The following is a 23,223-nucleotide window of genomic DNA, read 5'->3' on the forward strand; positions in this document are numbered from 1 at the left end:
AGGAATGATTTCCTTAATCTTGGGTCCTCAAACAAGAAAATACAAATGGTAAATATAAGGGAAGATTTATTATATACTATAAAACTTTTACAAATGGAATGGGCAGAAGATCTCGCTCAATTCCGAAATTTGACTTTTAGAAAATCGATTAAAGACAAAGTGCAGGCTGGAGTATGTTGGTATCCAGTACAATTGAATAAGATAAAGTGGACATTCTCAGATCAACTGGTAATTGAGATTTCCATTAAAGAAACTTCGCCTAACCATGGATTTCACTCGGGTAAATCCATTAGTTTGTTTTCAAATGCCCAAGAGAATGACATCCAATCTACTTATTTAAACGGTGTAGTCAATAATGTGAAAGGCAATGTAATGACGCTGAGCTTAAACACCGAGAGCCTGCCAGACTGGGTAAATGAAGGGAGAATTGGTGTCAATCTGATGTTTGATGACACAACTTACAAAGTCATGACAAGTACTATGAATACACTTTTGGCATCAGAAAATGACAGAAATGCTTATTTAAAGGAAGTGCTTTTAGGATATAGAAAACCTGGGTTTGAGAATCTGGTAAGTACAGAAAGCGCTCACTTGAATGAAGGGCAAAACAAGGCCTTGGAGTTAATTAACAATGCCAAGGATTTAGCCATTGTTCATGGACCTCCGGGTACTGGAAAGACCACCACACTTATTCAGGCAATTGTCTTCGCCATCCAAAAATTCGATCAAGTAATGGTATGTGCACCAAGCAATGCGGCTGTTGACTTATTGGTTGAAAGAATGGTGGAAGCAGAGGTAGATGTGCTTAGGATGGGGCACCCTGCAAGAGTGGATGAAAACATTATTCAGCGAACATTGGATGCTAGGGTATTGGCTCATCCTTCTTATAAAGAGTATAAAAAACTGAAAAAAGCTGCAGACGAATACCGAAGAAAGGCCAATAAATTTAAACGGAATTTTGGGCACGCAGAAAGGGAAAGTCGCAAAATGCATTATTATGAAGCAGGCCGCTGCCAGTCAGAAGCGAGGCAATTGTACGACTACATGACGCAATCAATTTTGGCTTCGTGTCAAGTGATCGCTTGTACGCTCGTGGGGGCTGCGTCATCTTTACTCAAAGGAAAACTTTTTGAGGTTGTCTTCTTGGATGAAGCGGCTCAGGGATTGGAGCCTGCAACCTGGATTCCCATTATGAAAGCCAATAAGGTGGTACTGGCTGGAGATCATTTTCAACTTCCACCGACCATAAAGTCCAGAGAAGCTGCTAAGGGGCTTCAAAAAACCCTTTTTGAAAAGGCCATTACCAATCAACCTGTGGCCGCTCAACTGTTGTCCTTACAGTATAGAATGTCAGCTGCAATTATGGGTTTTTCTAATGCCGCCTTTTATGACAACCAACTAAAAGCCGCAGCCAACACGGAAAGCCACTATTTAAATGAAGATGAACCGACTTTGGCATTTATAGATACTGCCGGAAGTGGGTTTATGGAGTTTAAAGACAGGGAAACACTAAGCGTAAGCAATAAGGAAGAGGGTAAAATGGCGCTGACCTTGTTAAAAAACCTTTTGAAAAGGGTAGGAATAAAAGACAGTGACAATAAGCCCTGGAAAGTTGGGCTTATTGCGCCATACAGTGCTCAGGTTCGGTTATTAAAAGAAATGATAGCCACAGAAGCAGAATGGTCGTTTTTCAAACAAATGGAGCAAGACCTGACGATAAGCACCGTAGATGGTTTTCAAGGTCAGGAAAGAGACATCATGCTTATCAGTCTCACCAGGTCTAATCCACAAGGAGAAATTGGGTTTTTAGCAGATACCAGAAGAATGAATGTAGCGCTTACAAGAGCAAAAAGGAAGTTAATTGTACTGGGGGATAGTGCGACCATTGGTAACAATGATTTTTTCCAATCATTTCTGGATTTTGTGCAGCAAGAAGGAGCTTACCATAGTGTTTACGAATTTATGGAATAAAACATTTTCGTCAGGCTTTCTTTTCAAGGTAATTGTTCTTATAGGCATGATCGATACAAGAAAGTGCATCTCCAAAACTTGTAGCAGCATCCATTATTTCGATAGGTACTTTCTTCCCATTTAGTTTGCTGAGCAATATTCCGTAAAGGGTATTGATGAAAACCTGAATTTCATGTTCAGGGAAATTCTCCTTTGTATCGGAAAGCATTTGGAGTAAATGGGGTTGGGTTTTTCGATTTATGGCGATGTACTCTGGCTCTTCCTTAAGAAGTTGCCAATGAATTTTAGCCAATTCACCTACCAATTCCTGCGTTTTCTGCAAATGTCCCTTTTCCTGAACGCCTTCTACAAGCATTTGATTAGCCATATCTGATAACCATGCTTTAGTTTCCTCCTTGTCTTTAGCGCCAATTTTCTCATGTCCCAACACATATGCGTTAATTTCCTCCATTTCAAATTGGTAAGCTCTTAGCAAGTCCTCCATTCTGTACATGTACAATACGTATTCAATTATATTCTCCTTTTTCTTTTTTTCGGCAATTGATTTCATGTGCTTTTGTTTTACTCTTTTTGTAATGATTCGAGCTCTGATTGGAAAAAACGGTCCCATCGGGCTTGCATTTCAGGGTTGTGTGGTTTAGTAGATTGGGCGTCATATTGCGAATCAAGTCGTTTCCAATCTTTAAAATTGTCTCGGATGATTTTATTTAATTGTGCTTTATATGCTTTTTCATCAAATTGAAAATTATTTACTTCTTTAAGTATCCGGTGCCCTACTATTTGAGCGATCAAAAAATGCCCATTTTCATGATGAAGGACTCTTTTTTTTGTTTGCTCATCTCGGGTGTTGAAAAAGTTGTTTTTAACCTGACTAAGCTCTTTTTGGAGATTAATTTTCACATTTACAGCTAGCGCAACGTATTCTTTTTTTTGAGTGATTTTTAGAATTTCTATTTCACAGGTGCTTTGGGTAATGGCATTAATAGTCGATCTATTGCCAATTAAATCCACCCTTTTAAAATCACCCCAATTGAGGGGTCTATTTGGATGAATTAACACCTTTCCCTCATTTTTAGTAGAGGTGTTGGTCTTCGGACTGCTGCCAGAAATTAATATTTGAAAACCAAAAAACAGAAGAAGATAAAGTCTCATTTGAAGCATTATTTTCAGTTATTTTTGAATTTAAGCATTATTAATGCACCAAGTTAACGTGATTTCCCCGGCCACTATTGGTAAACTTCTAATTTATATCAACAAAACATATTAAAACACTAAGTATTTACTACTTTTGCTCTTAGTATGAACATGCAAAAAATAAGAAATTTCTGTATAATTGCCCATATTGACCATGGCAAAAGTACACTAGCAGACCGACTTTTACAATTCACAAACACTGTGACGGAGCGGGAAATGCAGAACCAGCTATTGGATAGTATGGATTTAGAGCGGGAGAGAGGGATTACGATTAAATCGCATGCCATCCAAATGAAGTTCCCATACAAGGGAGAGGAGTATACATTGAACCTTATCGATACTCCAGGTCATGTGGATTTCTCCTATGAAGTGTCTCGATCCATCGCTGCCTGTGAAGGAGCGCTTTTGATAGTTGATGCTTCTCAGGGAATTGAAGCACAAACAATTTCCAATCTATACCTTGCGATTGGTCATGACTTGGAAATTATTCCGGTTTTGAATAAAATAGATCTTCCTGGAGCACAACCAGAAGTTGTGGCCGATGAAGTGATGGAAATGATCGGTTGTTCTAGAGAGGACATTATATTGGCTTCAGGCAAGGAAGGTATTGGGATAGAAGACATTCTTAATGCAGTAGTAGAAAAAGTGCCCGCCCCTAAGGGAGACGAGGAGGCCCCTTTACAAGCCATGATCTTCGATTCTGTGTATAATCCATTTAGAGGGGTGGAGGTTTTATTCCGTATTTTTAATGGTACCATTAACAAAGGAGACAAGATCAAATTTGTCAATACAGGAAGAGAATATGAGGCTGACGAAATTGGTATTTTGGGTGTTCAACAAAAACCTCAAAAACAATTACAAGCCGGAAATGTAGGCTACCTGATTTCTGGTATTAAAGTAGCCAAGGAAGTAAAAGTAGGGGATACCATCACACATGTGAAAAGACCCTGTAGTGCTACCGTTCAAGGTTTCGAGAATGTTAAACCAATGGTTTTCGCTGGTATATACCCTGTAGAAACCACGGACTTCGAAGAACTTAGGGCTTCTATGGAGAAGTTACAACTCAATGACGCTTCTTTGGTTTGGGAACCGGAAACATCTGCAGCCCTTGGGTTTGGGTTTAGGTGTGGTTTCTTGGGAATGCTTCACATGGAAATTATTCAGGAGCGTTTGGAAAGAGAATTTGACATGACGGTGATTACCACTGTTCCCTCAGTGCAGTTTAGGGCATTGATGAATGATGACAACTACAAGTTGGTCAATGCTCCTTCAGATATGCCTGATCCAAATCTTTTCAAACATATAGAAGAGCCATATGTTAAAGCTGCGATTATCACCGCTGCAGATTATGTAGGCCCAGTAATCCAATTATGTATGGATAAAAGAGGGCAAATTAAAAACCAGGTTTATCTGACCTCAGATAGAGTGGAATTGACCTTTGATATGCCTTTGGTGGAGATAGTTTTTGACTTCTTTGATAAACTCAAAACCATCTCTAGAGGATATGCTTCGTTGGATTATGAGCTGATTGACTTCAAACAATCCCATATGGTGCGACTTGATGTTATGCTTAATGGAGAGCCTGTTGATGCGCTATCTGCCATAGTTCACAGAGACAAAGCATACGAATGGGGCAAGAGGCTATGTGAAAAGCTAAAAGAATTGGTACCTAGGCAAATGTTTGAAATTGCTATACAAGCAGCCATCGGAACTAAAGTTATTGCCAGAGAAACAGTCAAAGCATTGAGAAAAAATGTACTGGCAAAATGTTATGGTGGTGATATTTCCAGAAAAAGAAAACTTCTGGACAAACAGAAAAAAGGTAAAAAACGGATGCGTCAGGTAGGGAATGTGGAAGTGCCTCAGGAGGCATTTATGGCAGTGCTCAAACTGGATTAAGTTTCGTTTCACTTCATAAGGGAGTGGCTGAACATTGCGTATCTATTGAAGGAATAAACAAGTCGGATAGCTTATTGTTATCTGCTATATTGGCGATTTTGTAAGAGGAAATACCTATGCAACAAAGAGAAGAGTTAATTAAAATTGACGGTAAAAAAACAGCTGCGGTTATCAAAGAAGAAATAGCGTTAGAAGTTGTTTTACTTAAAAACAGTAATAAAAAAACACCACACCTTGCAGCCATACTGGTAGGGAATGATGGTGCAAGTCAAACGTATGTTGGTGCTAAGGTTAAAGCCTGCGAGCAGGTTGGTTTTGGTTCTACTTTGGTTAGGCTTGATGAAACGGTGTCTGAGGAAGATTTGCTAAAGGAAGTAGAGAAAATAAATGATAATCCAGACATTGACGGATTGATAGTTCAATTGCCGCTACCTGATCATATCTCTGTAGAGAAAGTTACTGCTAAGATAAAACCCGAAAAGGATGTGGATGGCTTTACCCCAGCCAATGTTGGCCGGATGACTTTGGGCTGGCCAGCCTATATAGCGGCAACGCCTTACGGAATTGTAGAGTTATTGAAAAGATATGAGATAGAGACTTCTGGCAAGCACTGTGTGGTGATTGGTAGAAGCCATATTGTAGGTTCTCCTATGAGTATTTTGATGGCCAGGAACGCTTATCCTGGAAACTGTACGGTGACCATCACACATAGTAGAACCAAAAATTTAAAGGAAATTGCACTGAGTGCAGACATACTAATTGTAGCCATCGGAAGAGAAGGGTTTGTGACTGGAGACATGGTAAAAGAGGGGGCGGTTGTGATTGATGTAGGAATTCACCGAATTGCTGATGCCTCCAAGAAGAATGGCTTCCGTCTGGTTGGCGATGTAAACTTCGAAGAAGCATCGCTTAAAGCCTCGGCCATTACACCCGTACCTGGTGGTGTGGGGCCAATGACCATTGCCTCCTTATTGTACAACACTCTTCTGGCAGCCAAAGGAGAAGTTTACAAGTAATAGATTTTAATTATTTTAAATGAAGCGGTTCAATTACCCGCTTAACCAAAAATTATGGAAGAGAATAAAAAAGCGCTTCTCAGTGGTGAATCACTGCCATTGATGGAAGCTTTCTATACAATTCAGGGCGAAGGGATGTTTTCTGGACAGCCTGCTTATTTTATCCGTTTAGGGGGATGTGATGTTGGTTGTGTGTGGTGCGATGTGAAAGACTCCTGGGAAGCTGAGAGATGGCCAATTGTTCCGATACAGCAAATGGTAGCTGAAGCGGAATCTTTTCCTGCTCGCTTGGTAGTGATCACCGGGGGAGAGCCGCTAATGCACAACTTGGGGCCACTGACTAGCTTGTTAAAAGAAAAAGGTTTTCAAATAAACATGGAAACTTCAGGCGCTCACCCATTTAGTGGAAAGATCGACTGGACCTGCTTGTCACCCAAAAAGTTTAAGCAGCCAGTGCCAGAAGTCTATGCACGTGCGGATGAATTAAAAGTAGTTGTATTTAATAAAAGTGATTTTGATTTTGCACTTAAACATGCGCTATTGGTAAATGAAAAATGTCATTTACTCTTACAGCCGGAATGGTCAAAAGCAGAAATCATGACACCTTTAATCATTGATTTTGTGAAGGAAAACCCAGCTTGGAGAGTTTCACTTCAGACACATAAATACATGGAAATACCCTAAATTAACCATGCTAAAGATACTCCTTATTGTCATATCGTTTATGGGAATGTGCTTTCAGGCAATAGGGCAGGAGTATTCTATAATTGATAAAAGGGCGATTAAGTATTTCGAAGAGGGCAACGCATTTTTACACAGAAAACAACTTTCTGAAGCCCAAGGAAAGTACCAAGCAGCCTACGAAAGAAGTAGTGATTTTTACGAGGCTTATTTAAAGCACGGACAAATTTTGCTGAGTAGTGGCCTGATAGAGGAAGCGCTGGCAGTGACAATGAAAGGACAATCCAGGCTTTCCATTAAAAAAAATGATTTTTTCAAAGGGAAGTTAGCTTGGCTGGAAGGAGAAATCTATCTGTCACAGGGAGCTTTTCAAAAAGCCCTAAATACCTTTAATGACAACCAATCGTATTTTGATGGTGATTTCTTGAAATCAGATGAATACCTGAAAAAACTTAAGCAGCTAAAGATCATAGAAGAAGGTATAAAGGACCCAATAGATATTAGTAAAAAGAAGCTTACTTTTCCTTTAAACCAGTTTAAACTTCAATATTTCCCAGTACTTACAGCAGATGGCAAACGTTTGTTTTTTACAAAAAGAGATGGGATGGCTGCCAAGCAACATGAGGACATCTATTTTTCTGATCTTGAAGGTGAAATGTGGTCTGAACCAGAAACAATATCGACCCTGATCAATACTTCTTACAATGAAGGAACTTGCACCATCTCTGCCGATGGGAATTTATTGATTTTCACTTCTTGTAATACACCAGCCTCTTATGGGAGTTGTGATTTGTACATCACAGCCAGGTTAAATGGGGAATGGCAAAGCCCTGTTAATATTGGAAAGAATGTTAATACGAGATACTGGGAATCTCAGCCTTCGCTTTCAGCAGATGGTAGTTTATTGTTTTTTTCTTCCAACAGGCCTGAAGGAGAAGGGGGGATTGACCTTTGGGTGTCTGAACGACTTGAAGATGGAAGTTGGTCCAAAGCAAAAAATCTTGGCCCCAATATCAATACTAAAAATAACGAGGTTTCACCATTTATATTTTTCAACAATACCATCCTGTTTTTTGCATCCGATGGACATCCTGGTTTTGGCGCAAAAGACATTTTCAAAAGTGCTATTGAGCGCAATGGTTTTGGAAAACCTACGAACATGGGGTTTCCAATAAATGATGAAAAAGACCAACTGGCATTGTTCATCACAGCGCAAAAGGATTTTGCCTACTATACGGAAAATAGCTATGAACATGGGAAAGTTGATAGCTCTTTTTTGTATCGTTTTGATTTTCCTAAAGAAATTGACCTGGGACACGAACTGATTGTGACAAGTGGTAAGGTGATCAATCAAGAAACAGGAGAGGCTGTGGAGGCTTTGCTCTCACTAATAGATCTTGACCAAGACAGCACCATGTATAATTTTAAGTCTGATGGTAAAGATGGCACCTTTACGATGATTTATCCAGAGACAAAAAATTCAGGTCTCTATGTAGAGAAGCAAGGTTATATGCCTAAGATTTTTAATGTAGAAAGAGACAGTTTGAGGAATAAAGAAGGCTTTCAGATTGTCCTGGAACCTATAGGTAAAGGCAAACATTTCATTTTCGAAAATATTTTCTTTGACTTTGATCAAACAGTCTTAAAAAACACCTCGCTAAGTTCTCTTAAAAAGCTACATAAATTTTTATTGGATCATCCCAAAGTGAAGTTGCTAATCACAGGGCATACAGACAATGTTGGCAAAAGCAGTTACAATTCGGAGTTAAGTCTTAAAAGGGCTGAAAGTGTTAAAGAATTTTTAAAGGATTTGGGAATAGATTCGCAAAGATTAGAAATAGAGGGAAGAGGGGCATCTGAGCCCATTAAACCTAACGATTCAGAAGAAAATAGGGCTTTTAACAGGAGAATAGAGGTATTTATATTGTAATAAAACCTAAATAAGTAGCTAATTTTTTGAACTCAACCACGTTTACGTTGTTATTATTGCACCAACTTAGTAATATCACTGTTTATACTTCAACTATCTAATTGGAATATTCAGCGAATTTGTATAAAATTGGTTGATTGTTCATTTCAACATTATTTTATGAGGAAAGCCATACTACTTGTTATTACACTACTTTCCGTGAATTTTTTAGTACAGTCCCAAACCAGGACTGTTAGCGGTAAGGTGACGGCTTCCGAAGATGGCTTGCCAATTCCCGGAGTTACAGTGCTGGTCAAAGGATCTACTAACGGAACGGTTTCAGACATTGATGGAAATTATCAATTAGAGATAAATGAAAACGATAATGTATTGGTATTTCGTTTTGTGGGGCTTCAGTTTCAGGAGGTAGCCATAGGTAACAGGAACAATATAGATGTCGCTTTAGCTCCAGACATTACTTCGCTGGATGAAGTTGTAGTCACTTCCTATGGGGACCAAACGAGAAGAGAAGTGACCGGAGCAATCGCCTCCGTTAAGGGTGAAATTTTTCAGGATTTGCCAATGCAATCTTTTGATAGGGCCATGCAGGGCAGGGTAGCAGGTGTGCAGGTCACGTCCAGCTCTGGCCAACCTGGAGGCACATTAAATGTGCAAATAAGAGGAGTAGGCTCTATAAATGCGGGTACCTCACCACTTTATATCGTGGACGGTGTTCAAATCCCCACTGGAAGTTTATCCGGTCAAGGAACTCAAAATGCGCTCGCTTCAATTAATCCAAATGATATTGAATCCATTGAAGTTTTTAAAGATGCAGCAGCGGCAGCCATTTATGGTGCTCAGGCAGCCAATGGTGTGGTCTTGATTACCACCAAGAAAGGGAAACAGGGTAAAACAATTATTCGGGTATCTGCTCAGGAGGGTCTGGTTCAGCCTTTAGGTTTCTATGATATCATGGATGCAGGTCAACTAGCATCCATAAAACGCCAGGCTTATATTAACGCCGGACTTGATCCAAGAGCAGCAGAAAGCATCTTTGGTAACCCAGGCGATACAGAATTACAAAACTCAGACTGGTTAAATGCTTTGTACAGAGATGGCAGGATGAGCGTTTATGACCTATCACTATCAGGTGGCGATGAACGCACCAAATTTTTCTTATCAGGATCACATACCTTCCATCAGGGGCAAATTATTCAATCTGATTATTCCAGATCGACTGGAAGGATGAATCTTTCGCATCAGGTAACAGAGAAATTAACCATTAGTGCCAATATTTCCCTTGCCAGACAAATTACCAATGGATCAATAGATAGAGGTAATTTTGTCAATAGTCCTTTTGTCGCAGGATATGTCGCCAGACCTAATGTGCCCATTTACGATGAAGACGGAGGTTATGCTGAATATCCCACGGATCATCTTTTTGGGTACAATATAGTACAGGGCGTCAACCAGGAATTAAGAAGAGGAACAAGTTATCAGTCTGTATCCAATCTTCAGATGAACTATAAAATTTTACCATGGCTGGGTTTTACAGGATTTGCGGGTTTGGATTTTTCAGACAATAGAGACGAAAACAATCGACCATCCACCATCCCTGCATTTGCTAGTTATGGAGGCTCCTCCTACTTTTTAGATCGGAGGATAGTTAATACTAATGCCAATACCAATTTCAATGTCAACAAGAACTTTTTAGATGTTCACACCATTAGTGGCATTTTGGGTTACGAATATAAAATGGAAACCCAGGAATCCAACTCTGCAACAGGTAGAGGCTTTGCCAACCCAGTCTTGAGATACCTCCAAAATGCGGCCCAACCTTTTGATGTTAGTGGGTTTTATACAGAATACATTAGGGCCGGATTTTTCGGCCAGGCCAAATACGATTATGATGATAAGTACAACGTTGACCTGACTGTAAGAAGAGATGGTTCTTCGAGGTTTGGGAACAATTCCAGGTGGGGAACATTTGGAGCTATATCTGCAGGGTGGAGGATTTCTTCCGAATCGTTTATGGAAAATGTAAATTGGGTTGATAATTTGAGGCTCAGGGCTTCTTATGGAATAACTGGAAATTCTGCTATTGGAAATTTTGAATCCCGCACCTTAGTAAGTTCTGCAGGCCAATACCTTGGAGGGCCAGCTTTAAGTTTCGTACAACTCGGAAATGACCTACTTACCTGGGAAGAGTCTGCTTCTACTAATTTAGGAGTGGATGCTACCTTATTCAATGGAAGGATTATCATTACCTTGGATGCTTGGAGAAAAGATTCCAGGGAATTGCTTTTCGAAACTAGACTACCGCTGGATTCAGGTTTTGGTTCCATTCAGCGAAATGCCGGTAAATTGAGAAATCAGGGATTTGATTTTGATTTGCAAACAACAAATTTGATCATAGGTAAATTTCGCTGGTCTACTGCTTTCAATACCTCCATCTTTTCCAATGAACTATTAGAACTCTATGAAGGTCTTGAAAGAGTGGGGAATGATTTGATTGTCGGAAAACCTATTCGATTTTTCTACGGTTATGATTATGGAGGAGTCAATCCTGCTAATGGGTCTCCCATGTATTTTGATGAAAATGGCGAATACACCTATCAAATTACAGATGATGACCAGAAATACCTCGGAAGTGCCCTTCCCTGGACTTATGGTGGATTGTCCAATACATTCAGCTATGGACCTGTAAGTTTAGAGGTGTTCTTCCAGTATCAGTATGGCAACAAAGCTTTCAATCAGGATTTATACAATTTGGCGCAATCAGGGTCAATCGGTCAGGACAATCAAACAGTAGATCAATTGTATTTTTGGAGAGAACCTGGTCAGGTTACCAATGTGCCAATTCCTTATGAAGGAGGTAGAATTCCCGGACATTCGGGCTATCAACAAATGTCGACACGGCTTATATCCGACGGAAGTTATATTAGGTTAAAACAAGTGTCGCTAAACTATGACTTGCCTAAATCCTTGCTTTACAAGGTGAAAATAGAAGAAGTAAATGTATTTGTGCAGGGGATAAATCTTTGGACCCTTACCAAATACAATGGATTGGATCCCGAAGTGAATTCTTTGGGAGAAACCTACGGAACTTACCCGAGTTCAAAACAAATCACTGCAGGTATCAACCTTACATTTTAAATTAAGATGATAAATAAGATCAAAAATAGGATGTTTTATTCAGCTGTGATGGTTTTATTGGTAGCATGTACCGATCTTACAACTAATCCTAGGCAGAGCCTCACCCCTGAAATCGCTTTAAAAGATGTGTCTGGCTACCAATCTTTGGCAAACTCTATGTACAATAGAGCAACGGGCTTTGGCTATTATGGGCAAACAATGATGATTGCTCCAGATATTTTGGCAGACAATTTAAAATTGATAGCCAATACTGGAAGGTACCAGGGGGAAGAAGCCAATGGAGACCGAGACCATATTAATATTTGGGGCTTGAATGTTTTCGGAGCAATAAATGATGCAAACCTGATCATTGAAGGAATAGATAGCGAGGAGGTTTCAGGTACCGAAAGTGAAAAGTCATTCATTAAAGGAGAAGCCTATTTTATGCGCGCTTTATTATATTTTGATCTTTGTAGGGTTTATGGTTATGAGCCAGGCAGGGAAATAAATGGTTTTAATCTTGGTCCAGTTCTAAGATTAACACCTACTCTAAAAGCTTCAGACGCAGACTATCGTCCAAGGGCAACAGTAGAGGAAGTATATCAACAAATAGAAAGTGACTTACTAGAAGCAGAATCAATGGTGGGCTATGCACCGATAGCATCTGAATGGGTTTATTATGGCAATACTGGAGCTGTCTATACTTTACTTGCCCGACTTTATTTGTATTGGGGAAGAATGGAGGATGCAGAAGAATTCGCTTCCAAGGCTATGGAAATTTTAAATTTACGATCTAATGGTGAGGGGTTGGTAGAGGCAGCTCAGTACGTACAATCCTTTTCACGCGCTCCTCATCCTGAATCTATTTTCGAATTGGAGATAAGGCAAGTAGACTGGAACAGTGCTGATGGAGTCAATAACTCTCTTAACTCATTGGTTTCAGACAGTGAACCAGCTGCTCAATTTATACTCTCAGCTTCTGATGAATTGATCGCTTCCTACGAAGAGGGAGATGTTAGAAAGGATTGTTGGAGAGCGACTACCAGAGATGGGATCGAAGGGGAGGTATATGCAAGTAGGAAATGGACAGGTTATAAGGGAGATTTTTTAGAGAATCTACCCATCATAAGGGCCTCGGAACTATACCTGATCAGGGCAGAAGCCAGGTATCAAAGCAATCCTGCAGGAGCTCGTGCTGATATCAATGCATTGCGGTTCCGACGAGGTCTAGGAGCCATTGACAATTTGCTTTCTGGAGAAGCTTTACTCAACAAGATTTTACTGGAAAGACGCTTAGAATTTGCTCTTGAGGGCCATCGGTGGTTTGATTTGAAGAGAAATGAAAAAAATATTAGCAAACATGGGGATTTTTTAGAAGTCCCCTATACTGATTACAGGATATTGGCAAACCTGCCTTTGGATGAAATTACGCTGAATAATTTACTAGAACAAAATCCAGGATACTGATGATAATGGGGATGCAGCATAAAATATTTGGTTTTGCATTTATGATTGGCTTACTATTCAGTAACGCTTCCTGTATGGAGGAGTCTGGTTTTAGCATCGTATGGGAAGGTTTAGAAGTAGAGTTTGACGAGGCCTCCTTGCCAAATAACACCATTAAAAAAATTGTAACCAAAACAAGTAACAATCAGGTAAATCAGGATAAAGTAAGAATAAACTTAGTGGGCCGCCAGGTGAATGCTCCCCTGGAAATTGAATTGGGTGTAGATCCCAGTTCTACAGCCATTGCTGGAGTTCATTACAGGCTGGAGAACACCAAAGTTACCATTCCGGCCAACAGCAGCTTTGTAGATGTTCCCATAGAAATTCTAACAGGAAATCTGGCTAGTGAGGAGCTGCCTGACCTTATTCTCAAAATAATTGATGCAGGAGAAACTAAAATCAGCACCAATTACCACCAGGTGACCATCGAAATCAGGTTGTCTTGCCCTTCCGATTTAGCAGGTACCTACACTTCGGTAACGGTGGGTTCCTATGGTACAATTAATTATCAGGTAACCATTACAGAATTGGAGCCTTTCACTTACAGAATTTCAGACATTACGGGTGGGGTTTATTCTCAGTTATATTCAGAGGATGACAATCCTGCTGTATTTACTGAATTGTGTGGGGTAATCACCATGGTAGACCAAGCGGACAATGTTTTTGATAGGGCTTTCTTTAAGGGATCCGGTAAGCTAAATGCAGATGGAACCATTAGGATAAGTTGGGAAAATGAAGTGGCCGAATTAAGTGGCGTTACCACACTTACTCCTTCAGGGAATTGAGTCTTCTCTTTGGGTCAAATAGCGTAGGGTTAATAGCAAGATGAGATGAAAATGTAATAATATTGCCCAAAAAAGTGTAAAGGTAATGTGCCATAAAAAAGCAAGGCAGGTGGAATTGAAAATGACTTCCTGCCCATAAAAAAAGTAAATCGGATGAGAAAAGGTATCGTTTTAGTCATTTTTCTTTTATTATCGGGGCTTTCTTCCGCACAGAATCCTGGGATTCAGGGTGACGGCATGCAAAAAGTCAGGTCTGAGGTATATCAGAAATTGAAACTGAGCGTCAGTAGGTACAGTCTTACCCAAGCGGAGAAAATTTCCATTTCAGAGTCTTTAGGTATTCCTTTAAAAATCAGGCTTGCCGGTGCTAATTCTGCCACATTTCAATATTTGGATGATGAGAACCATCCGGTCTATTTCACGACATATAATTTGAAAGCGGCTAGGGCCACTTCCACAGATGCTTTGCAAGTAGGGGGAAGCTTAGATTTAAATTTGACGGGGCGCAATATGATTGTTGGTATTTACGACCAGACACGACCTAGGAACAATCACAATGAATTTGGAAATAGAGTCACTCAGATAGATGGGTCCACAGAGGAATTCAGTGATCATGCTACCCACGTTACCGGTACCATTCTCGCCTCTGGGAACAACCCCAACGCCAAAGGTATGGCTACTGATGCCACAGGATGGGCCTTTAATTGGGATGCGGACATTTCCAAAATGACACAAAATAGCTATGATCCAGCGCTTAACCCAGGCGGACATTTGATTTCCAATCATTCTTATGGAAACTTGATTGGCTGGTATAGAGATAGCAATCAAAATTGGAGCTGGGCTGGAAATGCAGGCGTAAATAACCAGGAAGACTATCGTTTTGGGTATTATTCCACTAAATCCCGGCAATTGGATGAGTTGGCCTTTGCGAAGCCCTATTATACGATTGTTTGGGCAGCAGGAAATGACAGGTCGGATATAGGTGATGGATCAAAGCAATCTGATGGGCCTGAAGACTCAATAGGACCCGAAGGAGCTGCTAAAAATAACATTACAGTAGGAGCGGTTAGCCTACTTGCGGACTATGAAGTCCCTACAGATGTTTTTATGAGTAGTTTTTCAAGTTGGGGACCCGTGGATGATGGTCGAATAAAACCAGATTTAGTCGGTATGGGGGTCAACGTATTTAGTTCATCTATTGTAAATGACGGGGCTGGAGATGGCTATGCCACTTTGAGTGGAACTTCTATGGCATCGCCTAATGTCACCGGAAGCTTACTGCTTTTACAGGAATTGTACCACAGTAGGAATTCAGGAAGGTACATGCGTGCGGCCACCTTAAAAGCACTTGCCATTCAAACAACCAAAGAAGCTGGCATCAGTGCTGGGCCAGACTATATGTATGGTTGGGGATTATTGGATTCCAAAGCAGCTGCTCAAATGATCATTGATGAAGACGGTAGTTCCAAAGTGATGAGGGAGTTGCAATTGATGAACAATGATACCTATCAATTTGAATTTGTATCCAATGGGGTTGATCCCATTAAAGCAACCATTGCCTGGACAGACCCAGCTGCTGCTCCACCACCAGCTCAGTTAAACCCAAGTAACTTGATGTTGGTCAATGATCTTGACATGAGAATCATAGATGAAAGTGGTACAGTATTTTACCCATGGACACTTAATCCCTCTCAAGGTTCTGGTGCAGTCGCTGTTAGAACGGCAGATAATTTTAGGGACAACATAGAGCAAATCCAAATTGACTCTCCAAGCCCTCAAAAATACACATTACAAATCACGCACAAAGGAAGCCTTACCAATGGGCAACAGCCTTTCAGTTTGGTTTTTTCAGCTGGAGTTTCTGATGGACAATCAAGTACCCTGTACTGGATTGGAGGAGATGGAGAATGGGAGAATCCAGTAAACTGGTCCCTAGAGTCCAATGGGCAAAGTGCAGGAAGGATTCCTGACGGAGGCACCAGGGTGGTCATTGACCAACCCGATACTGGGCAAGCAATCCGATTGAATGGGGATGCAAATGCATTTAGTCTTAATGTTTTTGGGGACGAGAACTTTGATTTAGATTTAAATCAGCAAAATTTAATCGTTCAAAATGGTTTCCGTGCTGGCAATCAAAACATGAAGATCAAAAATGGAAGCATCCTTTTGGAAGGTGAAGAACAAAGAGAGAGCATTCTTGATTTTGGTCAGGTTAGTTTTTCAGGAGTAGACGTCCAGTTCAATAGTGGGCGTTGGCAGGTATTGGCTATGCCAGAATTGGATGGATTAAGTATTAATGCAGCGGAAGTTGAAGTCCAAAAAGACAGTCTCATTTTAAAAGATTTTATCATGGCCCCAGGAGCGTTGTTGAATGGGACGCTGAAGACCATTGTATTTAGTGGTCAGTTTCTAATTGATGAAAATGCAACCATTAGCAATTCTTTAGATTTGGTTTTTTCAGGGACCAACGGCGTTTATCAGGATTTGCAAGAGCAGGAAGGATTCTCGCTTTTCAATCGGGGGCTAAATTTAGAAGTTCAATCTTCTGGTGCATTTGAAACACTTGACCTTTCCGGTAATACCAATCTTTTACCTCAACAGACATCGGTTAAAAACTTGGTCTTATCTGAAGATGGTCAATTGAATTTGACCGATGGTAGTACCTTGACCGTTTTAGAAACGATTGTTAATAAGAATAGTCTTGGTGGCGCTGGTTTGATTCGTTCATCAGGGAAAGCCTATGTTTTTCACGACCTTTATAACAAATATTGCTTTGAAGGATTGAGTGTGGAAAATGTGGACCTACTTGGTGAAGCAGTAATTAATTTGGACCCACAATCAACTGTAGTAAATGCGGCCAATTGGAGTAATATATCTTGTGAAGACGTGATTTTTGTAAATTTTGAGGTCCGATTTAATTGTGCTGGAGGAATTTCAGAGTTTATAAACTTAAGTGAGGGAAACATTACTTCTTTTAGTTGGGATTTTGCCGGATTTGCCACTTCAGCATTAGAAAATCCTACCTATGTATTCAACCTTTCAAGGACTTATCAGGTTAGTTTAGAAGCTGAAGGACCTTCAGGTACAAAGACTTTTCAAAGGGATATTTCGGTAGTTAGAAACACCTTAAATCGTCCGCTGATCGTGGTGAATGGCTCTCAATTAAGTTCACAATTGCCAGCATCTAATTACCAATGGTATAGAAATGGGAGGCCTATCGAAGGTGCGGTATCCAGGTCTTACGTTGTAGATGATGAAGGAACCTACCAGGTGGCGGTGATAGATGAACAATGCAACAGGATTTCTGATGTAGTGGTAGTTTCGGGATCAGATGACCTGACACCGAACAGCAGGGCTGGTTATGCCATAGGTCCTAACCCCGTATCAGATGAGCTCTCACTCTTTGTCAACAATGATTACTTAGGAGAAATAGAAGTCAGTTTGTACAACGGTACAGGTAGCAAAAAACTGAAAGATTCCTTCTTGAAAAACAAACAAGGAATAGAATACCTTTTGGATTTTGATTTTCCTAAAGGACTTTATTTGCTTCAAGTACAAGCAGGTAAGGAAATACATTCCTTTAAAATTTTGAAGGAATAAGGCCTTTTCTATAATATTGTTTTAAACAAATGGTAGCCTGCATGCAAGACATTGAAAGCATTGAAGTCCCCTTTTTACTATAATATTTTTAAATTACTTGTTGATATAGGATTTGATTGTCGTAGAATATGCTTTTGGATACAATAGAATCATTTTTTAACAATAATTACTGAGGAGACCAAGCACAAAAATTTCTTATTTAATAGCCAGCAGGTTAAGAAAGACAGAAGAAATTGGTATCCAAATTACAAACCAGTGAATTTTGCATCTTTTTTATGTAACTTTGTGGCCTCAATTGAATAGAAAGAATGGTACACGTTTGTCGGAAGGAGCATTTTAATGCAGCCCATAAGTTATGGAATCCGAAATGGTCAGAAGAAAAAAACAAAGAAGTGTTTGGACCTTGTTCCAATGCAAATTGGCATGGACATAACTTTGAGCTTATAGTCACAATAAAAGGTCGACCGGATGAAGACACAGGCTTCGTCGTGGATTTAAAGCAATTAAGCACACTTATCCGTAAGGAAGTTATTGACAAAGTAGACCACAAGAACCTTAATATTGATGTACCATTCATGAGTGGAAAAATGGCCAGTTGTGAAAATCTGGTCATCGAGTTTTGGAAAATTCTCCAGCCTTTGGTCAATGAAATTGTAAAGGATGGGGGGCTCTTTAAGCTGACTTTATATGAGACACCGAGAAATTTTGTAGAGTATTACGGGGAATAATTGCCCAATCTTCTTTAAACTACCTGCCCTTGAAATATTATATTATTGCCGGAGAGAGATCAGGAGATTTACATGCATCTAATCTTCTGCTTGCTTTGAAAAAGAAAGATCCCGATGCCGAGTTTCGAGGCATGGGCGGTGAGTACATGAAGGAGGCAGGGTGCTCACTTTTTGCTCATTACAAAGAAATGGCATTGATGGGTTTTGTGGAGGTGCTGATGCATTTCAGGAGAGTTTTCCGATACCTCTCTGCCGTTAAAAAAGACTTATTGGCTTTTCAGCCCGATGCATTAATTCTAGTGGATTTTGCGGGGTTCAATATGAAGATAGCAACTTTTGCTACCCAAAAAGGCATTAAGGTCCATTATTATATAGCGCCTAAAGTTTGGGCCTGGAACCAGAACAGGGCCTATAAATTAAAGAAAAACGTGGACAAGCTATATGCTATTTTGCCATTCGAAACAGATTTTTTCAAAAGATTCGATTGGCAGGTAGACTATGTAGGAAACCCACTCTTAGATGAGATCCAAAAATTTAAACCTGACCCGGATTTTTTAAACCACCATCAATTAAAAGGTAAGCCTCTTATTGCCTTACTTCCAGGGAGTAGAAAGCAAGAGGTTGATAAGATGTTGACTACCATGATTGCTTTAAAAAGCAGCTTTCAAGGAGTTAATTGGGTCATAGCAGGTGTGCGTAATTTGCCTTCGGAGGTCTATGAATCAGCAGAAAATGCGGGTATTCAGGTGGTTTATGATAAAACCTATGATATCTTACTTCATGCCAGGGCAGCAGTCGTCACCTCTGGGACTGCCACATTGGAGACAGCACTTTTTAATATACCACAAGTGGTAGTGTATAAAACGAGCAAGATTTCCTATGCCATCGGAATGCAATTGATAAAGGTGGCATATGCTTCTTTGGTAAACATAATCGTAGATAGGGAAGTAGTCAAAGAGTTGATTCAGGGAGAATATGTTTCTCAATCAGTAGAAACTGAACTTCGAGGTATTCTTGAAGATGGGCCTAAGCGGGAGAAAGTATTGGAAGGTTATGAAGAATTGAGGGGACTTATAGGCAATAAAAAAGCCTCGCAGGAAACTGCAAGGCTTATTATTGAAAGTCTGTCAGGTTAGGTTAAGCCACCTGAAGTTTTTTGAATTTCGATTTTTCAAATTGTGTACGGGCATATTCTTCATTAATCACCAATGTATGTTCTCCTTCCTCAGAAGGAAATTCATACATAGCATCAGTGATGATTGCCTCGCAAATAGACCTAAGTCCTCTGGCACCCAAGTTAAATTCTACCGCTTTTTCTACGATAAAATCAATCCCTGACGCTTCAAATGTTAGGGCAACATTTTCCATTGCCAAAAGCTTAACATATTGTCTTGTCAAAGCATTCTTCGGTTCCGTTAGGATTAGCTTCAATGAGTCTTTATCCAAAGGATCCAGATGTGTAAGTACAGGCAGTCTACCTATAAGTTCTGGAATAAGTCCAAATGCTTTTAGGTCTTGAGCTGTTACATATTGCAACAGGTTGTTTCTATCAATCAAGTCAGCATTGGCCTTTTTACTAAAACCCAAAGGTTGGGTATTCAACCTTCCTGCGATGTGCCTTGCGATGCCATCGAATGCTCCACCACAAATGAATAGGATGTTTTCTGTATTTACAGAAATCATTTTTTGATCAGGATGCTTTCTTCCGCCTTGAGGTGGTACATTTACTGAAGTACCTTCAAGTAGTTTAAGCATGGCCTGTTGCACGCCTTCTCCACTTACGTCTCTTGTAATGGAAGGATTATCTGATTTTCTGGCGATTTTATCAAGCTCATCAATATACACGATGCCTCTCTCTGCCGCTTCCACGTTGTAATCAGCAGCTTGAAGCAAACGCGTTAGAATACTTTCCACATCTTCACCAACATACCCTGCTTCAGTCAATACTGTGGCATCTGCTATACAAAAGGGGACTTCAAGCGTTTTCGCTAAAGTTTTTGCGAGGTAAGTTTTACCAGTACCTGTGTCGCCAACCATGATGATATTGGATTTTTCAATCCTTACATCATCATCATCCTGCTTTTGTCCTAGTCGTTTATAATGATTGTATACAGCTACGGTCAAGACTTTCTTAGCCTCTTGTTGACCAATAACATATTGATCCAGGTAAGCTGTAAGTTCTTTTGGCTTCTTTAATTTGAACTTAGGTTTTTTGCCTTCCTTTTTCGTTTTGTCTTCTTCCCCTAATATTTGGAAAGCTTGCTCTATACAAAAATTACAGATATGCGCAGAAATACCGGAAACCATAAGGTCTACGTCTTTCTTATTCCTCCCACAAAATGAACATGTTACTTGCGCCATTCAGATTTTATTTTACTTTTTTCGTCAATACTTCATCAATTAGGCCATATTCTTTGGCTGCTGATGCTCTCATCCAGTAATCCCTGTCAGAGTCCGTTTCAATTTGTTCGATACTTTTGCCACTGTGTTCAGCAAGAATCTCATAAAGTTCTTTACGCAATTCCAGAATTTGTCTCACTGAAATTTCCATGTCCTTTGACTGACCCTGCATTCCTCCAGAAGGCTGATGAATCATAATCCTCGCATGAGGCAAGGCTGCTCTTTTACCCGGAGCACCACCAGCAAGCAATACCGCTCCCATGGAAGCTGCTAAACCAGTACATATGGTACCTACTTCAGGGTTAATATATTGCATGGTGTCATAGATGCCTAAACCTGCATATACAGAACCACCTGGACTGTTGACGTACAACAAAATGTCTTTTTTAGCATCAACAGACTCTAAGAACAACAACTGAGCAGTGATGATATTTGCAATATGATCATCTACTCCTGTTCCTAGGAATATAATTCTATCCATTATTAACCTTGAAAACACATCAATTTCCCGGAAATTAGTAGGGCGTTCTTCAATGACTGCTCGCGTCATGTTTTCAACAGAATGAATATATTGGTCAAAGGTATTGCCACTAATGCCTTGTCCTTTGACAGCGAATTTTCTGAATTCCTCTTTATACATTTTTGCTTTTCTCTTTGTTAATTTTACAAAAATAAAAAAAGCCCTTAGATAAGGACTTTTTATTAACAAAAAATTTTAAAAATTAGTTTTCGAGAAGCTCTTTAAACTTTTCAACTCCTATTTTTTCTTCTTTTAGATCGACCTTGGTTTTTACAAAATCAAGTACTTTTTCATTTTGAACGGAGGTCATCATCTGCATGTAATTCTTGCCCTCATTCCCCTGTAGGTAATTTTGCAAGAACATATCCATATTGTCCTCTAATTGTGCGCCCATTCCTGATGAGGCCAATTGCTCACGAATCATTACCTTGGTTTTTTCCATGACATCCTCATGTTCCGCCTTGATATCATTTTCTTTTGAAATCTTATTTGAAATCAAAGACCATGTCAGTTGCTTTGCATAAGCAGGGAATTCCTTTTCTACATCTTCGTTGCTCACTTTACCTTCATTGGCTCTAATAAGCCATTCTTTCAAAAATGCTTCTGGAAGGTCAAGTTTATGGTTAGCAATTAAACCGTCTTTGATCTGCTCTTCATTGAAAACTTTGATCTCTTTTTGATAGTTTTCACTTAAGATTGTTTTTACTTTCTCAAGGAAAGCATCTTCAGAAGCAACTTGATCAGGACCAAATACTTTGTCGAACAATTCTTGGTCTAGTTGCGCTTCTTCAGTTCTGTTAATGTTTTGAACAGTAAAAGTGAAGTCTCCCTTAAGGTTTTCAGCAGCTTCTTTACTAATGTTTAAAGCTTCTGCAATATCACCTTTTATAGCCTTGGAAGGATCGAAAGAGATGCTGTCTTCTTTTTTGACCCCGATAAACTTTTTAACTGATCTTCCATCCAAACTAGTTAATGGGATAGATAGTGTTTCTTCGTATGAACCATCATCTGCTTTAAGGTCTCCATAAAGAAAATCATTTTCTTCACTGACCTCAGGATTGGTCATTTTACCGTATTGCTTCTTGATATTGTCAATGGCTTCGTTAACCTCCTTATCAGAAAGCGCTATTTCATAAACCTTTGCATCAATTTTTTGGTCTAGGTTGAGTTCGATATTTTCGACGAAACCTATTTTATAACCGAATTCAAAATCTTTTTGGTTTTTCCAGTCTATACTTTTGCTGTCTTCTTCAGAGGGTAAAGGATCACCCAATATTTCAAATTCCTGTTCTTTTAAAAAATCATTAAGGGATTTGGACAAAATGGCATTGATTTCTTCAACTAATACTGAGGTGCCATAAAGATTTTTAACCATAGTAAAAGGAGCCTTTCCAGGTCTGAATCCTTTAATGTTGGCTTTTTTCGCATGATCTTTAATTTTAGCATCAACCTTTTGTTGATAATCTGCTTCCCCAAGTTTTATTTTCACTGAGGCTTCATTGGCAGCATGTTTGTCTAATGTAATTTCCAAGGGATATGAATTTAATGTTTACCTATAACAAAAACCCTCCATCCTGAAGTACCAAATGGTAGTGATCAAGATCGAGGGATTTAATGGGTGTGCGGATGGAGGGACTCGAACCCCCATGCCTCGCGGCGCTAGATCCTAAGTCTAGTGCGTCTACCAATTTCGCCACATCCGCAAATAAATAAATAAATTGTCTATTAATATTACCTTATGTAATAAACGGGAAAACAATTTTAATAATCCCTGTCTATCTTTAGAACCAAGTCTACTTGAAGGCTTGTTTTTAATGTGGATGCAAAGGTAATAATCAATTTTAAAGTTTCAATAGTTTTGTCAAAAATATTTTAAAAT

General features: G+C 39.6%; 16 protein-coding genes and 1 tRNA gene. 11 read left to right on the forward strand and 6 right to left on the reverse strand.

Annotated features, from left to right (window positions below):
* The first annotated feature begins 93 nt into the window (after positions 1-93).
* On the forward strand, positions 94-1,971 hold the full coding sequence (locus AAC073_RS21495; RefSeq protein WP_339925879.1) for an AAA domain-containing protein: 1,878 nt from the start codon (positions 94-96) through the stop codon (positions 1,969-1,971).
* Positions 1,972-1,981: 10 nt separating this feature from the next.
* On the opposite strand, the gene AAC073_RS21500 is transcribed toward AAC073_RS21495, so the two are convergent.
* Both AAC073_RS21500 and AAC073_RS21505 read right to left on the reverse strand, forming a co-directional pair.
* Positions 1,982-2,521, reverse strand: coding sequence for a DUF4924 family protein (locus tag AAC073_RS21500; protein WP_339925880.1), 540 nt, complete (start codon positions 2,519-2,521; stop codon positions 1,982-1,984).
* An 11-nt stretch (positions 2,522-2,532) separates the two neighbouring features.
* Positions 2,533-3,123 (reverse strand): hypothetical protein, encoded by a 591-nt coding sequence (locus AAC073_RS21505; protein ID WP_339925881.1) that lies wholly within the window; start codon positions 3,121-3,123, stop codon positions 2,533-2,535.
* Between the two features lie 147 nt (positions 3,124-3,270).
* Here AAC073_RS21505 and lepA point away from each other — a divergent pair, with 147 nt between their 5' ends.
* The 10 genes from lepA to lpxB all read left to right on the forward strand — a co-directional run bounded on the left by lepA (position 3,271) and on the right by lpxB (position 19,560).
* Positions 3,271-5,064 carry a translation elongation factor 4 gene (gene lepA / locus AAC073_RS21510; protein WP_339925882.1) on the forward strand — a complete coding sequence of 598 codons (1,794 nt, stop codon included), beginning with the start codon at positions 3,271-3,273 and terminating at the stop codon, positions 5,062-5,064.
* A gap of 116 nt (positions 5,065-5,180) precedes the next feature.
* Entirely contained in the window at positions 5,181-6,080 is a 900-nt protein-coding gene (locus AAC073_RS21515) for a tetrahydrofolate dehydrogenase/cyclohydrolase catalytic domain-containing protein (RefSeq protein WP_339925883.1), read from the forward strand.
* A gap of 54 nt (positions 6,081-6,134) precedes the next feature.
* The gene (locus tag AAC073_RS21520; RefSeq protein ID WP_339925884.1) at positions 6,135-6,764 is read left to right on the forward strand and encodes a 7-carboxy-7-deazaguanine synthase QueE; all 630 of its coding nucleotides are present in this window, start codon (positions 6,135-6,137) and stop codon (positions 6,762-6,764) included.
* Between the two features lie 7 nt (positions 6,765-6,771).
* The gene (locus AAC073_RS21525) at positions 6,772-8,691 is read left to right on the forward strand and encodes an OmpA family protein (RefSeq protein WP_339925885.1); all 1,920 of its coding nucleotides are present in this window, start codon (positions 6,772-6,774) and stop codon (positions 8,689-8,691) included.
* 159 nt (positions 8,692-8,850) lie between these two features.
* Positions 8,851-11,826: a TonB-dependent receptor gene (locus AAC073_RS21530; protein WP_339925886.1), complete on the forward strand. Its 2,976-nt coding sequence runs from the start codon at positions 8,851-8,853 to the stop codon at positions 11,824-11,826.
* A 6-nt stretch (positions 11,827-11,832) separates the two neighbouring features.
* On the forward strand, positions 11,833-13,272 hold the full coding sequence (locus AAC073_RS21535) for a RagB/SusD family nutrient uptake outer membrane protein (RefSeq protein WP_339925887.1): 1,440 nt from the start codon (positions 11,833-11,835) through the stop codon (positions 13,270-13,272).
* Positions 13,273-13,283: 11 nt separating this feature from the next.
* Positions 13,284-14,096: a DUF4843 domain-containing protein gene (locus tag AAC073_RS21540; RefSeq protein ID WP_339925888.1), complete on the forward strand. Its 813-nt coding sequence runs from the start codon at positions 13,284-13,286 to the stop codon at positions 14,094-14,096.
* A 153-nt stretch (positions 14,097-14,249) separates the two neighbouring features.
* Positions 14,250-17,696 carry a S8 family serine peptidase gene (locus AAC073_RS21545; protein ID WP_339925889.1) on the forward strand — a complete coding sequence of 1,149 codons (3,447 nt, stop codon included), beginning with the start codon at positions 14,250-14,252 and terminating at the stop codon, positions 17,694-17,696.
* Positions 17,697-18,004: 308 nt separating this feature from the next.
* The gene (locus AAC073_RS21550) at positions 18,005-18,424 is read left to right on the forward strand and encodes a 6-carboxytetrahydropterin synthase (RefSeq protein WP_339925890.1); all 420 of its coding nucleotides are present in this window, start codon (positions 18,005-18,007) and stop codon (positions 18,422-18,424) included.
* Positions 18,425-18,453: 29 nt separating this feature from the next.
* Positions 18,454-19,560 (forward strand): lipid-A-disaccharide synthase, encoded by a 1,107-nt coding sequence (gene lpxB, locus AAC073_RS21555; RefSeq protein WP_339925891.1) that lies wholly within the window; start codon positions 18,454-18,456, stop codon positions 19,558-19,560.
* Position 19,561: 1 nt separating this feature from the next.
* Here the strand turns inward: lpxB and clpX are convergent, their stop codons facing one another.
* The 4 genes from clpX to AAC073_RS21575 form a co-directional block, all read right to left on the reverse strand.
* A complete protein-coding gene (clpX, locus tag AAC073_RS21560; protein ID WP_339925892.1) occupies positions 19,562-20,785 on the reverse strand; it encodes an ATP-dependent Clp protease ATP-binding subunit ClpX in 1,224 nt (407 codons plus the stop codon).
* A 7-nt stretch (positions 20,786-20,792) separates the two neighbouring features.
* Complete coding sequence (locus AAC073_RS21565; protein ID WP_339925893.1) at positions 20,793-21,464, reverse strand: ATP-dependent Clp protease proteolytic subunit; 672 nt, start codon at positions 21,462-21,464, stop codon at positions 20,793-20,795.
* A gap of 82 nt (positions 21,465-21,546) precedes the next feature.
* Positions 21,547-22,875, reverse strand: a complete 1,329-nt coding sequence (locus AAC073_RS21570) for a trigger factor (RefSeq protein WP_339925894.1) — start codon at positions 22,873-22,875, stop codon at positions 21,547-21,549.
* Between the two features lie 90 nt (positions 22,876-22,965).
* Positions 22,966-23,047 (reverse strand) — tRNA-Leu (locus tag AAC073_RS21575).
* Positions 23,048-23,223: the final 176 nt, after the last annotated feature.

Origin of the sequence: uncultured Cyclobacterium sp. (assembly GCF_963977555.1) — a bacterium.
Classification (GTDB): Bacteria; Bacteroidota; Bacteroidia; order Cytophagales; family Cyclobacteriaceae; genus Cyclobacterium.